Raw genomic sequence first — 13908 nt, forward strand, 5'->3', positions numbered from 1 at the left:
ACATTATAGGCCGAGTTTTCCACAGGCTTGAAGCCGATCGGCGGAGGAAGCCGGGCGATGCCGGCAAGACGCCGACATCGCCCGGTGCAGGGACGATCAGCCGAACAGCGCGGCGGTCTTCTGCAGGGTGATCCACACACCCCAGGCCAGCGGCAGGCCGACGGCCAGCCAGGCGGCGATCACCAGCGGGCGGCTGGACGGGTCGGCCGACCACTCCAGCACCTGGGCGCCCTGGCTGGCGTCATGACCGATGGCGCGCTCGGCGGCCAGCTCGGCGTCGGTCATGAAGTACTTCGGTGCCACCGGGCGCACCAGCAGGTTGCACAGGAAGCCCAGCACCAGCAGGCCGGCGAGGATGTACAGGGTGATGTCATACGCCGCAGCGCGCTCGACCCCCACGCTCAACTGGTACTCACGGATGTAGTTCACCAGCACCGGGCCGAGGATGCCGGCGAAGGCCCAGGCGGTCAGCAGGCGGCCGTGGATGGCGCCGACCATCTGGGTGCCGAACAGGTCCGCCAGGTAGGCCGGCACGGTGGCGAAGCCACCGCCGTACATGGACAGGATCAGGCAGAAGCAGAAGACGAAGAACGCCACACTGCCCAGGTGGCCGGTCCAGGGCACCAGTGCGTAGAGCAGGAAGCCCAGGGCGAAGAACACGAAGTAGGTCGCCTTGCGGCCGATCAGGTCGGAGAAGGACGCCCAGAAGAAGCGACCACCGATGTTGAACAGACTCAGCAAGCCGGTGAAGCCGGCCGCGATGGCGGCGATCTGCGCCAACTGCGAGGCGTCCAGCTCATTGAAACTCAGGTGGTTGCCGATCAGCTTGCCGCCGAACACTTCCTGCAGCAGGGGCGAGGCCATGCCGATGATGCCGATGCCGGCAGAGACGTTCAGGCACAGCACGGCCCAGACCAGCCAGAACTGCGGGGTCTTCCATGCGGTGTTCACGTGGACGTGGCCCTTAGTGATCATCGCGTTGCTGGCCTTCTTCACCGGCGCGGTCCAGCCCTCGGGCTTCCAGCCGGTCGGCGGCACGCGGTACGCCAGGGCACCGCCCACCATGAAGATGAAATAGACCACCGCCATCACCACGAAGCTCTGCCACACGCCCACGGACTCAGCCGAGGCGAAGTGGTTCATCAGCTCGGCCGCCAGCGGAGCGCCGACCATGGCGCCACCGCCGAAGCCCATGATGGCCATGCCGGTCGCCATGCCGCGCTTGTCCGGGAACCACTTGATCAGCGTCGAGACGGGCGAGATGTAGCCCAGGCCCAGGCCGATGCCGCCAATCACCCCCAGGCCGATCCACATCAGCCAGATCTGGTGGATGTAGACGCCGAAGGCCGAGATCAGCAGGCCACCGCACCAGCAGAAGGCCGAGACCAGACCAGCCTTGCGCGGGCCGGCATGCTCCAGCCAGCCACCCCAGATGGCGGCCGAGCAGCCGAGAAAGATGAAGAACAGGGTGTAGATCCAGCCCAGCATGGAGATCGGCCAGTCACAGTCGCTGGCGAACACCTGGGCGATGAAGCCCATCTCCGGGGAGCAGGCCACCGGCGCGGTGATGCCGATGGCCTTGGACAGCGGCAGCCAGAACACCGAGAAGCCATAGGCCATGCCGATGCACAGGTGAATGGCCAGGGCAGCCGGCGGCACCAGCCAGCGGTTGAAGCCCGGTCGGGCGATGGTGCGTTCCTTGGAAAGGAACGCGGGCCGGGCGGCATCGCCGCCCAAGCTCAGGGTACTGCTCATTGTGTCGTTATCCTGTTTTTTTGATATGCACGCAGGTGGGTCGGGCGGTGCGCACAGTCTCCCCACGCACCGCCCAAAAACTCACACGAGCAGGCGAAACAATCCCACGATGATTCAGCCTGCGGCGCGTATTATCCGGACCCCACCCCCTGGCCTCAATAAGGACACCCATGCCTGTCATCGTCGAACGCCCCGTCCAGCTCAGCGAACAGGACCGTACCGACCTGGGCCGCATCTACGCCGACGCCCCGGCCTGGCTGCTGCCGCCCTACGCCGACGCCGGAGACCTGGTGGCACAGGGCCTGGCAGAGGGCAGGCTGCTGACCGGCCGCTTCAACGACCGCCTGCTGGGCGCCGCCCTGCTGCGCTGCGAAAACAACGCCTGGCGGATCTCCCACCTGTGCGTACGCAGCGTCACCCGCCGCCGAGGCGTGGCCCGTCGGCTGCTGGACGAGGCCACCCGGCTGGCCCGCGAGGCCGGCTGCGAACTGCGCCTGCAGGGCCCCCAGGACCATCTGGAAGCCCAGGCCCTGGCCGCCCGGCTGCACCTGCCCCTCGACCCAGCCGGCTAGGCCGGCACCACCGACGGGCGCTCCCGCAGCAGCCAGCCGAGCCAGAGCAAACTGGCAAGGTGGAACCCCGCCAGCACCCAGCCGACCCAGGCCGGGCCGCCCGCCCACAGCGCCCAGCCCATCGCCAGAGCGGCCAGCCCCATCTGCCGCGTGCCCTCCAGCCGGGGTGCCAGACGCTGCCCGTCGAACAGCAGCCCCAGGCTTACGCAGCCCCAGAGGATCGCCAGCACCAGCAGCCAGGGCTCCCAGGCCAGGGCCTGGCGCACGCTGAGCAGAAACGCCAGCGCCAGCAGGTTGATCGCCAGGAACTGCGCCAGCGCATACCCCGTCAGGCTCGCCCCGTGGCGCGGTTCATGGCGGGGCTCGTCCATCGACGGCCAGGGATGCTGGCGCACGTCCGCCGGGCGCCAGCCGGTGGGCATCCACCACAGCCGCAGCTTGTCCCACCAGGAACGGGTCGCCCGCGCATCGGCCCACAGCAGGCGCCACCAGCTGAACTGCAGGCGCAGCGGGTCGAAGGTGCGCACCGGCGTGGTCACCCCGTACACCACCGGCTCGTCCTCCTCCTGCCAGGTGCCGAACAGCCGGTCCCAGAGGATGAACACCCCACCGTGGTTACGGTCGATGTAGCGCGGGTTCTGCCCGTGGTGCACCCGGTGCAGGGACGGCGTCACCAGCACCTTCTCCAGCCAGCCGAGGCGGCCGATGTGCTGGCTGTGGATCCAGAACTGGTAGGCCAACTGCACCCCGAGCAGCAGCAGGAACAGCGGCAACGGCAGCCCCAGCAGCGCCAGGGGCAGGTAGAAGGGCCAATCGAAGGCGGTCTGGAACGCCCCCTTGCGCAGCGCCGTCGACAGGTTGAAATCCTCGCTGGAGTGGTGCGGCTGGTGCGCCCCCCACAGCAGGTTGTAGCGGTGCAGGGTGCGATGCGCCCAATAGAAGCAGAAGTCCACCGCCACGAAGCCCCCCAGCCACACCCAGGGCGAGGTGGGGTCCAGCTCCAGCAGGCGCGCGTGCTCATAGAGCCAGGCGTAGGGCAGCACCAGCAGCAGGCGCAGCGGCCCCTCCAGCAACACCCGCAGCACGGCGGTGTTGACGCTGGTAGCCGCGTCGGCCAGGCGGTAGGTGGAGCGCCCGCTGTACCGCTCGTAGGCCAACTCCAGCAGGATCAGCAGGATGTACAGCGGAAAAGCCAGCACCGCCACGCTCATGGCGCATCTCCCGTTCTTGTCGTTGTGCAGCGCAGCCTAGACCAGCCGCCGTACCCGTCACGCGACGGCACGCGCCAGTGCAGCGGGCCGCAGGCGCCAGTCCGGTGAACCGTCGCCGCGTTTGGCCATCAAACAGCACAACCGCTGGCGCTATACTCGCGCCCCTCCCCCGGCACTCATCACAAGGACTCGTCCATGAAATCCATCGGCAAACTCCTGGGCCTGCTGCTCCTCGGGCTGTTGCTGATCATCGTGGCCCTGGGCTTCGCCCTGACCCACCTGTTCGATCCCAACGACTACAAGGATGAAATCCGCCAGATCGCCCGCGACAAGGCCAACCTCGAGCTGGACCTCAAGGGCGACATCGGCTGGAGCCTGTTCCCCTGGCTCGGCCTGGAACTGCACGACACCACCCTGGCCAGCGCCGCCAGCCCCGACAAACCCTTTGCCAACCTGGCCCTGCTCGGCCTCTCCGTGCGCGTCATGCCGCTGCTGCGCAAGGAAGTGCAGATGAGCGACATCCGCGTCGAAGGCCTCAACCTGACCCTGGCCCGTGACGAGAAAGGCCGTGGCAACTGGGAAGACATCGGCCGCCCGGCCCAGGCCGCCAGCACGCCTGCACCAGCCGCCGAAGGCGCCCCCGCAGCGGCGGAACAGCCCAAGCCCGCCGGCAACGAGCGCCCACTGAAGCTGGACATCGACAGCCTCACCGTCAGCAACGCCCGCGTGGACTACACCGACGCCAAGACCGGCAGGCAGTACACCGCCGAAGGCATCGAACTGAGCACCGGCGCCATCCGCGAAGGCGCCGCCATCCCCTTCAAGCTCAGCGCCTTCTTCGGCACCAACCAGCCGGTGCTGCGCGCCAAGAGCGAACTCACCGCCAGCCTGCGCTTCGACCGCGCTCTCAAGCGCTACCAACTGGAAGACGCCAAGCTCGCCGGCGAAGCCTCGGGCGAGCCGTTCAAGGGCAAGACCCTCACCTTCAGCGCCCAGGGCCAGTTGCTGGCCGACCTCGGTGCCAACATCGCCGAGTGGAACGGCCTCAAGCTCTCTGCCAACCAACTGCGCGCCCTGGGTGAACTGAAGGTCCAAGGTCTGGACAAGACCCCGCGCCTGGAAGGCGGCCTGTCCATCGCCCAGCTCGACCTGCGCGAATTCCTCAGCGGCCTCGGCGTCGAACTGCCGGCCATGCAGGACGCCAACACCCTCAAGCACTTCGAGCTGGTCACCCAGCTCAAGGGCAGCCCCCGCGACATCGCCCTGGAACAACTGACCCTCAAGCTCGACGACAGCAGCTTCAGCGGCCGCCTGGCGGTGGCCGACATCGAGCGCCAGGCCCTGCGTGCCCAGCTCAAGGCCGACAAGCTCGACCTCGACCGCTACCTGCCGCCGAAGAAGAAGGACGACGCCAGCGCCCGTCAGGCCGAAATCCAAGGCACCGTCGCCAGTGCCGGCCAGGGCACCACCCCGCTGCCCGAGAAGCCCACTCAGCAGGCCTGGAGCGAAGCCCCGCTGCTGCCCATCGACAGCCTGCGCAAACTCGACCTGGAGGCCGACCTGGCCTTCGGCCAACTGACGCTGGACAAGCTGCCGATCACCGACGCCCGCCTCAAGGCCCGCGGCAAGGCCGGCCAGATCACCCTGGAACAACTGCGCGGCGGCCTCTATGGCGGCGAGTTCGACGCCAGCGCCCAGCTCGACGTGCGCAGCGACGTGCCCCAGCTCAGCGCCCGCAAGCGCATCAGCCACGTGCCGGTGGAGAAGATCCTCAAGGCCCTCGACCAGAAGCCGCCGGTTCGCGGCGCCCTGGACCTCAACGCCGACCTGCGCACCCGTGGCAACAGCGAAAAGGCCTGGATCGACGCCCTCAACGGCACCGCCAGCTTCGTCCTCAACGACGGCGCCCTGCTCGACGCCAACCTGGAGCAGCAGCTCTGCCAGGGCATCGCCCTGCTCAATCGCAAGACCCTGAGCACCCAGTACGAAGGCAAGGAAACCCCCTTCAAGGAACTGCGCGGCAGCCTCACCGTCACCAACGGCGTAGCCAGCAACCCCGATCTCAAGGCGCGCATCCCCGGCCTGACCCTCAACGGCAACGGCGACGTCGACCTGCGCGTGCTGGGCATGGACTACCGCGCCGGCATCGTCATCGAAGGCGACAAGAGCGCCATGGCCGACCCGGCCTGCCAGGTCAATGAGCGCTATGTCGGCCTGGAATGGCCGCTGCTCTGCCGCGGCCCGCTGGAGATCGGCGCCAAGGCCTGCCGCCTGGACAAGGAGGGCATCGGCAAGATCGCCGCCAAGCTGGCCGGCGACAAGCTCAGCGAGAAGCTCGAAGAGAAGCTCGGTGACAAGGTCAGCCCGGAACTCAAGGACGCACTGAAGGGGCTGTTCAAACGATGACACCCGAGCAGTTCTCCAGCGCCGTACTCGCCTGGTACGACCTCCACGGCCGCCACGACCTGCCCTGGCAACAGGGCATCACCCCGTACCGGGTATGGGTCTCGGAAATCATGCTGCAGCAGACCCAGGTCAGCACCGTGCTCGGCTACTTCGACCGCTTCATGGCCGCCCTGCCCACCGTGCGCGACCTGGCCGAAGCCCCCGAGGACGAAGTGCTGCACCTGTGGACCGGGCTCGGCTACTACACCCGCGCACGCAACCTGCAGAAGACCGCAAAGATCGTCATGGAGCGCCACGGCGGCGAATTCCCCCGCGACGTCGAGCAGCTCGCCGAGCTGCCCGGCATCGGCCGTTCCACTGCCGGCGCCATCGCCAGCCTGTCCATGGGCCTGCGCGCCCCGATCCTCGACGGCAACGTCAAACGTGTCCTGGCCCGCTACGTCGCCCAGGAGGGCTACCCCGGCGAGCCCAAGGTGGCCAGGCAACTGTGGGCCGTCGCCGAGCGCTTCACCCCCCTTGAGCGGGTCAATCACTACACCCAGGCGATGATGGACCTGGGCGCCACCCTCTGCACCCGCAGCAAGCCCAGCTGCCTGCTCTGCCCCCTGCGCGAAGGCTGCCAGGCCCACCTGCTGGGGCTGGAGATCCGCTACCCGGTGCCCAAGCCACGCAAGGCCCTGCCGCAGAAGCGCACCCTGATGCCGATCCTGGCCAACCGCGACGGCGCCATCCTGCTCTACCGGCGCCCCTCCAGCGGCCTCTGGGGCGGCCTGTGGAGCCTGCCCGAGCTGGACCACCTCGACGCCCTCGCCCCCCTCGCCACGCAGCACGCCCTGCAGCTCGGCCAGGCCCGCGAGCTGCCCGGCCTGACCCACACCTTCAGCCACTTCCAGCTCGCCATCGAACCCTGGCTGGTGTCCGTCGAGGGCAGCCACCGCGAAATGGCCGATGCCGACTGGCTCTGGTATAACCTCGCCACCCCGCCGCGCCTGGGCCTGGCCGCTCCGGTCAAGAAGCTGCTCAAGCGCGCCGCCGACGTATTGAATGCAGGAGATTCGCCATGACCCGTACCGTCCAGTGCCGCAAGTACCACGAGGAACTGCCCGGCCTCGACAAACCGCCCTACCCCGGCGCCAAGGGCGAAGACATCTTCAACAACGTCTCGAAGAAAGCCTGGGAAGAGTGGCAGAAGCACCAGACCATGCTGATCAACGAGCGTCGCCTGAACATGATGAATGCCGAGGATCGCAAGTTCCTCCAGGCCGAGATGGACAAGTTCCTCTCCGGCGAGGAATACGCCCAGGCCGAGGGCTATGTCCCCCCGAGCGCGTAAGCGCCCGTAAAGGCTGAAAAAATTTTTCAGGACACGCTTGACTCCCCCCTTCGAAATCCGTTTAATAGCGCCCCGTTGCCCAGGTAGCTCAGTTGGTAGAGCAGGGGATTGAAAATCCCCGTGTCGGCGGTTCGATTCCGTCCCTGGGCACCACTAATTTCAAGGACTTAGCGCAACGCTTGGTTCAGTCCCACACTCCAGTGGTACAGTTTCGGTACAGTGCCGGCACTTTGCTACTGGAGATGATGATGGCGACAATCGTAAAAACCCCCTCTGGTACCTGGAAAGCTGTCATCCGCAAGCAAGGATGGCCCACGGCTTCCAAGACCTTTCGCACCAAACGTGACGCCGACGACTGGGCTCGCTCCACCGAGGACGAGATGGTCCGCGGCGTATACCTGCGCCGCTCCCCTTCCGAAAAGACCACTCTAGAGAAAGCTCTGGGACGCTATCTGGAAGAGGTCACCCCAACCAAGAAAGCCTCCACGCAAAAAGCCGAGCAGACCAAGGCTGCCCCGCTCATCCGCCACCTCGGCAAGTATTCCCTCGCCGCTCTCTCAGCCGACGTGATCGCCGAGTACCGCGACAAGCGCCTGAAAGAAACCGTCCGCACGAAATACAAGGAAGGCAGCGACGTTGCCGTTAGAACCGTTAGCGCCAACACCGTCCGCCTCGAGCTGGCCCTACTCAGCAACCTCTTCACGGTGGCCATTCAAGAGTGGCGCATCGGGCTCCCCCAAAATCCCGTACTGAATATCCGCAAGCCAAGCCCCGGCGAGGGCCGTGATCGACGGCTCAGCCCGGACGAAGAACGGAAACTGTTCCAGGCCGTAAACGCCTACCACAACCCAATGCTCGGCTGGATCGTCAGAATCGCCGTAGAGACCGGCATGCGCTCTTCGGAGATAACCTCACTACGTCGGCACCAGGTGGACCTGAAAAAGCGCGTGGTGAAGCTCCTAGACACGAAGAACGGGGAAAGCCGCACCGTACCGCTGACTCAAGCAGCGGCCCAAGCCTTCAAAGAGGCCCTAGAGAACCCCATACGCCCCATCGATACCAATCTCATTTTCTTCGGCGAACCAGGCAAGGATGAAAAGAGAAGGCCCTATGTCTTCTCGAAAGCCTGGAACGGGATGAAGAAGCGACTCGGCATGACCGACCTCCGATTCCATGACCTCAGGCATGAGGCCGTAAGCAGGCTCGTGGAAAGTGGTCACTTCTCTGATCAACAGGTTGCAGCCATCAGCGGCCACAAGTCGATGCAGATGCTAAAACGCTATACGCACCTGAGAGCCGAAGACCTTGTAAAAGCACTCGACAAGATGTCCACCAAACTACCCTCTAGACACTAGCACGCAGCTAATCATGACAAAAAGAATATCAGACATAACAACAAGCCTAATCGCTGCAATAATAGTTGTTCTTGCCACCGCAGCAGGAGGGATAATTACTGTCAATCACCAGTGGAATAAAACTAGAGAAGAGAAACTCTTAACGAAGGCCCACGAAACAGCGAGCGAGACGATAAACAGCTTATTCAGCGAAAAAAACAATCTCCGCAAGCTATTAGCAGCAGCAAACAGCAAAAGCAGCTGGAATAAATTTATAAACACAGACTATAGCAACTACACGAGCGAGCACGACAAGTGGCGTGAAGAAACAATCATACTATACTACAAAACAGCAAGATATCTAGGCAAAGATCTCGCAGGCACTTTGGCGCCCATCCAAAGACTACTGAGAGGTGAGTCTAATGAGGACCTATCAAGCCCATCTCCATGTCCACAACCAAAAGCGCCAAACTTCCTTGATTACTCCGAAACCATTAGCTGCCAAATAAGATTGCTAAGCCATATTCGAATGGAGCAAATGCAAGAAAATGATCATCTAATCGAGAACATAAATAGGTCTAGCGAACTAAATCAAGCCATTGATAAAAACCTAGGGTTATTCGAGCAATTAATAATAATCTACGCTCAAAACCTAGAGTCACGACTAAGCGAGCTGGGAACCGAAACCAACCACTAGCATAAAGCACGTAAAGGAGTACACATGAGCGAACGTCAAGCCATCATAGAAAAGCTAGTTGGGATAATAAAAGACTATCGCGATGGACAGATCAAAAGGCTTGATCATGAACACGTTGAGCGATGGATAAGTCAGTTCACGATTGAGCATCAGCTAGAAATACTTAAAGAAATTACTAACATCCTCGAGAAAACATACTTCTCGAAAGAAAAAATATCTAGAAATTTTTCCAGCCTTATTAACAATCCGGAACTAACAAAAGAAGCCCCAACAGCCTTCTGGAACTCAGCATCCTTGCTTGACATCCAAGGAGGTGGAAACAGCCAGCATGAACTAGTTCAACTCTTCTCAGAGCTACTCAGAGGCGCCTTAGGAGTAGAAGCCAAGATCAATACTCCACACTCCAGCGATTATTTTTATCTAGACGATGCAATCTACACCGGAAATAGATTGCGTCACGACCTTGAAAGCTGGATCGAAACCTCAGCCCCCGCGAGGTGCACCATACATATTGCCGCGATAGCCTTACATAGAGGAGGCTACTACTTTGTACGCGACAAGTTAAATGAGAAAATCCGGGAATGCGGAAAACAAATTGCTATCAATTGGCTCAGAGTATTTGAAGTAGAGGATAGAAAAACATATACATATACCTCTGACGTTCTCCGCCCAACGTCCGCACCTGCGACCCCCGAAGTCACGGCGTATATTCAAAACATGAAATACGCACCGATTATGAGAGCCCCTGGCGGGAATGGAGACCTTAAAATATTCTCATCTGAACAGGCCAGAAACCTTATTGAGCAAGAATTTCTTGCAAAAGGAGCGCTCATTCGAGAACGCTGCCCAAACTTAGGCGTTAGACAACGCCCTCTAGGGAATAGCGTTCTTGAAACGCTAGGATTTGGAGCGACATTTGTGTCATATAGAAACTGCCCTAACAACGCCCCCTTGGTTCTTTGGGTAGGCGACCCGTGGTATCCTTTATTCCCGAGGTTCACCAACGCGGATGCGGCCATACAGCGCCTATTTGAGGCGCTATAGACAAATATGCGAAAGATTCCTAACCGCCAGTATTTACGAAGCAGCAGCATCGTCTTCCTCAAAACGAAGGAACACTTTGGCGGCCTGTCGAACATGGCTGGCGGTTACCCAATCCTTGTAAATGGCATACGAATATTTACCTCTGAAGCGCTATACCAGGCGTGTAGATACCCACACCTCCCGGATATTCAGAGAATGATCATAGGGCAAACTAGCCCTATGACAGCAAAAATGCGGTCGAAGCCATATAGAGACAAAACCCGCGAAGATTGGCTCCAAGTTCGTGTAAGAGTTATGCGGTGGTGCCTGAAAGCAAAGCTTTACCAAAACTGGCAATCGTTTTCTGAGCTACTACTGAAAACCGACGATCTACCTATTGTGGAAGAGTCTCGAAAAGACACGTTTTGGGGAGCGATACCAGTGGACGCAGAGACATTGTTTGGTGCAAACGTCTTGGGTAGGCTCTTAATGGAGCTGAGAGAGGAAATTAAGAAGAGCAAGATCCCTGAGAATGATCAGCTGCTACCCTTAAGTATTCCCAACTTCTCTTTAGATGGAAAACCTATACATGCAATAAAGCTATCTCTGGAACGAGACTTCCCAGTAGCAAAAGACCTTTTCGAGTGACCCCTCTTCACCGCAATAACAGAAAGACCGGACATGCGCCTATGAAAATCACATACCGGCATCCCTGCCGGGGCTGGTGGCCAGGCCCCGGGCCAAAAGCCGCCCGGCGCCTGGCGCGGCATCCATGCCTCACCAGCTCGATTGAGTAGCGTCATTTACGACCGAGGCACTCGCCACTGAGCAATGTCAAGCCTTCATGGTACAATTCGCTCAAACGAGGTGCTCTATGAACGATAAATCGAAGTCCCACAAACCAACCGCCAAAGGCCAGCCCCTGTTCCAGGAGGCTGGTAGCGGACGCTTTGTGACGCTCGCTTTTTCCGGCGACCCCTCGCAACTCAAGCACGCAGCTAAACCTGCGCACGGGACTGTTTGGGTGAAATCATTCCGACTCGCGCGCGGCGGGGTTAAGGCCAAGCACGTTTCCAACCGTGCTGAGAAGTTGTCGATGGCTGCAATGCAGAAACAGATTCAAGAGCTGCAGCAACAGATGCAAGCTCTGATCGAGCACGAATCTGAGCGCACCCAGGAAGCCGTTGTCGTCGACTTGGTCGATCTCGAAGGCCTCACTGTGCTCAATTCAGCTGTTGCCCGCGACCTGATCGACAGTCCTCCGGCACCGAACGCCAAGCTTCAGGCTCTACTCGCGCTGCGATAAGGCCTGGAGGACATGGATTTCATCACCGTTCCTTACGATCGCTCTGTAGACCGCAAGTCCTTTGACTGCGGTCTACACCCTGCCCTGAACACATACATTGCCCAGCAGGCCAGCCAGGATGAGAAGCGCAATGTCTCGCGGACGTTCATGCTGATCGAGGATGGCCAACTGATCGGCTACTACACCCTTGCCAATGCGTCTGTGGTCGAGTCCGACCTGAGCGAAGAGCAGATGAAGAAGATGCCCCGCTACCCGATGCCGGCAGTATTGCTCAGCCGCCTTGCTGTGGACAAAAGCCAGCAGGGCAAAGGAGTCGGTAAGCGCCTCATGAGCGACTTCTTCCGGCGCGTATATGTGATCTCTAGGCACTCTGGGGTAGCCTTCGTGGTGGTCGACGCCAAGGATGATGACGCAGCGCGATACTACAAGAGCCTGGATTTCGTTGAAACGAACACCAGCCCTCTTCGCCTGGCCCTATCGACCGGCACCCTCATTCAAGGCTACAAAGCACTGGAGACCTCAGACTGAGTACTGCAAACTTGAGCAGTACGGGTGTCAATATGCTCATCGCAACGGGTCCTGTGCCACCCTGCAGCATGGCCATCCTTGAACCCTTCGTAGCGAAGCATCCCTGAGGCCCCACATACCTCGCAAATCGATAGGGATGCAGTTTGTAGCTCAGACAGCCACGCACGCTGCTGGGGATTACCTCGACCACCAAGCTCGATCCTAAGAGCGCCTGCATCCTCTCGAATAGCCACGACTACAGCATCGCCAACAACGGACCTGGCACTCAGCACCAAAGGCAACCAACCCCGGCCAGCATAAATGCGCACGTCGGGAGACAGGATGAAATCACCGAGGTCTTCCCGGGTAATGTAGTAGCACTGCCGCATCTACCATCTCCTTTCGCTCTGATTACTCAGCATAAGCTGAATTGAGTTGTTCTTTTCAAGTCGTAAACCCGAGACCAAGGCAGCTCCGCTGCCGCAGCCGGTCGAGGGTTGGTACTCCGAGCCTGAGCTATGGCACGTAAACGGCGGGGTCATTTAGGGCTCAGGGTGGGTCGGCCCACATGGGAGGATAGAGTCCGGGTATTCAAGATAGGACGTGCTGCTCTTACTTCAACAGGGCACAAACCGCCGCCCCCTTGGCCGATCTGGGATTGACCATAGAGGCTGGAGGTCTTGTTCACACAGTGTCCTAATGCAGCCGAGATCTCCTCTTCGCTCAGCTCAGCCCGCTTCCAGTCGCTAGCCGCGGCGTTGCGGAGGTGGTACGGGCAGACCCTGAATTGCAGTCTCGGCCATAGCTTCTGCCCAGCCGACGACAGCGCTGCACGCCAGTTGGTAGTTTTCTCGATGTCGACAACCGTCTCGATCTTTTCCGTATCCGGTGCGACCTTTCTGCAGACCTCATAGAGAGCCCTAACCAACGGACTCTGATCGACTCGATAGGTGATTTCTCGCCAAGGCTGCCCTTTCTGAGCAGTAACCTTTACGCCGTTGTCGACCCGGATAGTCAGCAGCCCGCTCTCTTTGCAAATCACTTTAACGCCTTTCTCGAGCTCACCTGGTCGACATCCCGAAACAGCCTCCACCAGATATGCCAGTTCGTACTTGCTGCCCTCGAGCTGTTTATACAATTGCTCCCGCCAATTGCCAGGCAGATATTTCAAGTCAGATCGCTTTGACTTCCGCCTTACCGTATTTTCCAGAGGACACTGTCCTTTGTGTCTTTCAACAATATTTAGGATTCCGATCGCTCCTTCGATCACTGACACTTGGTATCTTAGGGCATTCGTATCACCCGCACGCTGGGCCGCATCCTGGCTACGCAATGCTTCCTGAAGCTGAACACGACAACAGTGTATTGTTGCGGCCACTCTTCTCCGATATGTAGACTTACTTTTGGTTGCACAGATTGCTGACCATAGTTTTTCTGGATCAGCTCCTTCATCGCCAACCATACGATTATATTCGCGAACATAATCATCATCAGTAGCCTTAGATCGGCTTCTGGACGGCAGCTGCTTTATCCGTTGGCGAGCTGTTCTTACGATCTCGAAAATCTCTTCCTGGGCCTTCATACAGCTCTCCCCTGTGACCTAACTCATTGGATTCGGCTGGCTGACGGGGCACCTTTCGCTACGCGAATCGCCGTTCCGGCGACCGGTGCCCACATTCACGCAGCTGCGTGAATGTGTTTTATTTTTAGGTCACTTACGACCTATCCTTTTTAGGTCACACATGACTAATCGCTTTTTTAGGT

At 60.2% G+C, this 13908-nt stretch carries 13 protein-coding genes and 1 tRNA gene; 11 read left to right on the forward strand and 3 right to left on the reverse strand.

Features of this window, described 5'->3' with window-relative positions:
- Positions 1-96: 96 nt before the first annotated feature.
- Positions 97-1755, reverse strand: a complete 1659-nt coding sequence (locus A9G05_RS05245) for an OFA family MFS transporter (RefSeq protein WP_069559963.1) — start codon at positions 1753-1755, stop codon at positions 97-99.
- Between the two features lie 170 nt (positions 1756-1925).
- Here A9G05_RS05245 and A9G05_RS05250 point away from each other — a divergent pair, with 170 nt between their 5' ends.
- A complete protein-coding gene (locus A9G05_RS05250; protein ID WP_069559964.1) occupies positions 1926-2327 on the forward strand; it encodes an acetyl-CoA sensor PanZ family protein in 402 nt (133 codons plus the stop codon).
- Here A9G05_RS05250 and A9G05_RS28290 read toward each other — a convergent pair.
- Positions 2324-3538 carry a sterol desaturase family protein gene (locus A9G05_RS28290; RefSeq protein WP_069559965.1) on the reverse strand — a complete coding sequence of 405 codons (1215 nt, stop codon included), beginning with the start codon at positions 3536-3538 and terminating at the stop codon, positions 2324-2326. The genes A9G05_RS05250 and A9G05_RS28290 overlap by 4 nt on opposite strands.
- Before the next feature lie 195 nt (positions 3539-3733).
- Between A9G05_RS28290 and A9G05_RS05260 the strand changes: the two genes are divergently transcribed.
- The 10 genes from A9G05_RS05260 (at position 3734) to A9G05_RS05290 (ending at position 12165) form a co-directional block, all read left to right on the forward strand.
- Positions 3734-5944, forward strand: coding sequence for an AsmA family protein (locus A9G05_RS05260; RefSeq protein ID WP_069559966.1), 2211 nt, complete (start codon positions 3734-3736; stop codon positions 5942-5944).
- Complete coding sequence (mutY, locus tag A9G05_RS05265) at positions 5941-7008, forward strand: A/G-specific adenine glycosylase (RefSeq protein ID WP_069559967.1); 1068 nt, start codon at positions 5941-5943, stop codon at positions 7006-7008. The genes A9G05_RS05260 and mutY overlap by 4 nt, the downstream gene beginning before the upstream one ends.
- Positions 7005-7277 (forward strand): oxidative damage protection protein, encoded by a 273-nt coding sequence (locus tag A9G05_RS05270; RefSeq protein ID WP_044405395.1) that lies wholly within the window; start codon positions 7005-7007, stop codon positions 7275-7277. Before mutY ends, A9G05_RS05270 begins: the two co-directional genes overlap by 4 nt.
- Positions 7278-7354: 77 nt before the next feature.
- A tRNA-Phe gene (locus A9G05_RS05275) sits at positions 7355-7430 on the forward strand.
- Between the two features lie 95 nt (positions 7431-7525).
- Positions 7526-8632 carry a site-specific integrase gene (locus A9G05_RS05280; RefSeq protein WP_069560043.1) on the forward strand — a complete coding sequence of 369 codons (1107 nt, stop codon included), beginning with the start codon at positions 7526-7528 and terminating at the stop codon, positions 8630-8632.
- A gap of 13 nt (positions 8633-8645) precedes the next feature.
- Positions 8646-9308 carry a hypothetical protein gene (locus A9G05_RS27040; RefSeq protein WP_139047997.1) on the forward strand — a complete coding sequence of 221 codons (663 nt, stop codon included), beginning with the start codon at positions 8646-8648 and terminating at the stop codon, positions 9306-9308.
- Positions 9309-9332: 24 nt separating this feature from the next.
- Entirely contained in the window at positions 9333-10352 is a 1020-nt protein-coding gene (locus A9G05_RS27045) for a hypothetical protein (protein WP_139131079.1), read from the forward strand.
- 6 nt (positions 10353-10358) lie between these two features.
- The gene (locus A9G05_RS26410; protein ID WP_080773400.1) at positions 10359-10979 is read left to right on the forward strand and encodes an NADAR family protein; all 621 of its coding nucleotides are present in this window, start codon (positions 10359-10361) and stop codon (positions 10977-10979) included.
- Positions 10980-11205: 226 nt separating this feature from the next.
- Positions 11206-11637 carry a hypothetical protein gene (locus A9G05_RS05285; RefSeq protein WP_069559968.1) on the forward strand — a complete coding sequence of 144 codons (432 nt, stop codon included), beginning with the start codon at positions 11206-11208 and terminating at the stop codon, positions 11635-11637.
- Positions 11638-11649: 12 nt separating this feature from the next.
- On the forward strand, positions 11650-12165 hold the full coding sequence (locus tag A9G05_RS05290; RefSeq protein WP_041108778.1) for a GNAT family N-acetyltransferase: 516 nt from the start codon (positions 11650-11652) through the stop codon (positions 12163-12165).
- A gap of 517 nt (positions 12166-12682) precedes the next feature.
- Here the strand turns inward: A9G05_RS05290 and A9G05_RS27050 are convergent.
- On the reverse strand, positions 12683-13726 hold the full coding sequence (locus tag A9G05_RS27050) for a hypothetical protein (protein ID WP_139131080.1): 1044 nt from the start codon (positions 13724-13726) through the stop codon (positions 12683-12685).
- Between the last annotated feature and the right edge of the window lie 182 nt (positions 13727-13908).

Origin of the sequence: Pseudomonas sp. ENNP23, from assembly GCF_001728945.1 — a bacterium.
Taxonomy (GTDB): domain Bacteria; phylum Pseudomonadota; class Gammaproteobacteria; order Pseudomonadales; family Pseudomonadaceae; genus Metapseudomonas; species Metapseudomonas otitidis.

What these genes read in the sequence shown, in the direction of transcription:
- A9G05_RS05245 (WP_069559963.1), bottom strand. Translation starts at nt 1,755, where the DNA reads ATGAGCAGTACCCTGAGCTTGGGCGGCGATGCCGCCCGGCCCGCGTTC.
- A9G05_RS05250 (WP_069559964.1), top strand. Translation starts at nt 1,926, where the DNA reads ATGCCTGTCATCGTCGAACGCCCCGTCCAGCTCAGCGAACAGGACCGT.
- A9G05_RS28290 (WP_069559965.1), bottom strand. Translation starts at nt 3,538, where the DNA reads ATGAGCGTGGCGGTGCTGGCTTTTCCGCTGTACATCCTGCTGATCCTG.
- A9G05_RS05260 (WP_069559966.1), top strand. Translation starts at nt 3,734, where the DNA reads ATGAAATCCATCGGCAAACTCCTGGGCCTGCTGCTCCTCGGGCTGTTG.
- mutY (WP_069559967.1), top strand. Translation starts at nt 5,941, where the DNA reads ATGACACCCGAGCAGTTCTCCAGCGCCGTACTCGCCTGGTACGACCTC.
- A9G05_RS05270 (WP_044405395.1), top strand. Translation starts at nt 7,005, where the DNA reads ATGACCCGTACCGTCCAGTGCCGCAAGTACCACGAGGAACTGCCCGGC.
- A9G05_RS05280 (WP_069560043.1), top strand. Translation starts at nt 7,526, where the DNA reads ATGGCGACAATCGTAAAAACCCCCTCTGGTACCTGGAAAGCTGTCATC.
- A9G05_RS27040 (WP_139047997.1), top strand. Translation starts at nt 8,646, where the DNA reads ATGACAAAAAGAATATCAGACATAACAACAAGCCTAATCGCTGCAATA.
- A9G05_RS27045 (WP_139131079.1), top strand. Translation starts at nt 9,333, where the DNA reads ATGAGCGAACGTCAAGCCATCATAGAAAAGCTAGTTGGGATAATAAAA.
- A9G05_RS26410 (WP_080773400.1), top strand. Translation starts at nt 10,359, where the DNA reads ATGCGAAAGATTCCTAACCGCCAGTATTTACGAAGCAGCAGCATCGTC.
- A9G05_RS05285 (WP_069559968.1), top strand. Translation starts at nt 11,206, where the DNA reads ATGAACGATAAATCGAAGTCCCACAAACCAACCGCCAAAGGCCAGCCC.
- A9G05_RS05290 (WP_041108778.1), top strand. Translation starts at nt 11,650, where the DNA reads ATGGATTTCATCACCGTTCCTTACGATCGCTCTGTAGACCGCAAGTCC.
- A9G05_RS27050 (WP_139131080.1), bottom strand. Translation starts at nt 13,726, where the DNA reads ATGAAGGCCCAGGAAGAGATTTTCGAGATCGTAAGAACAGCTCGCCAA.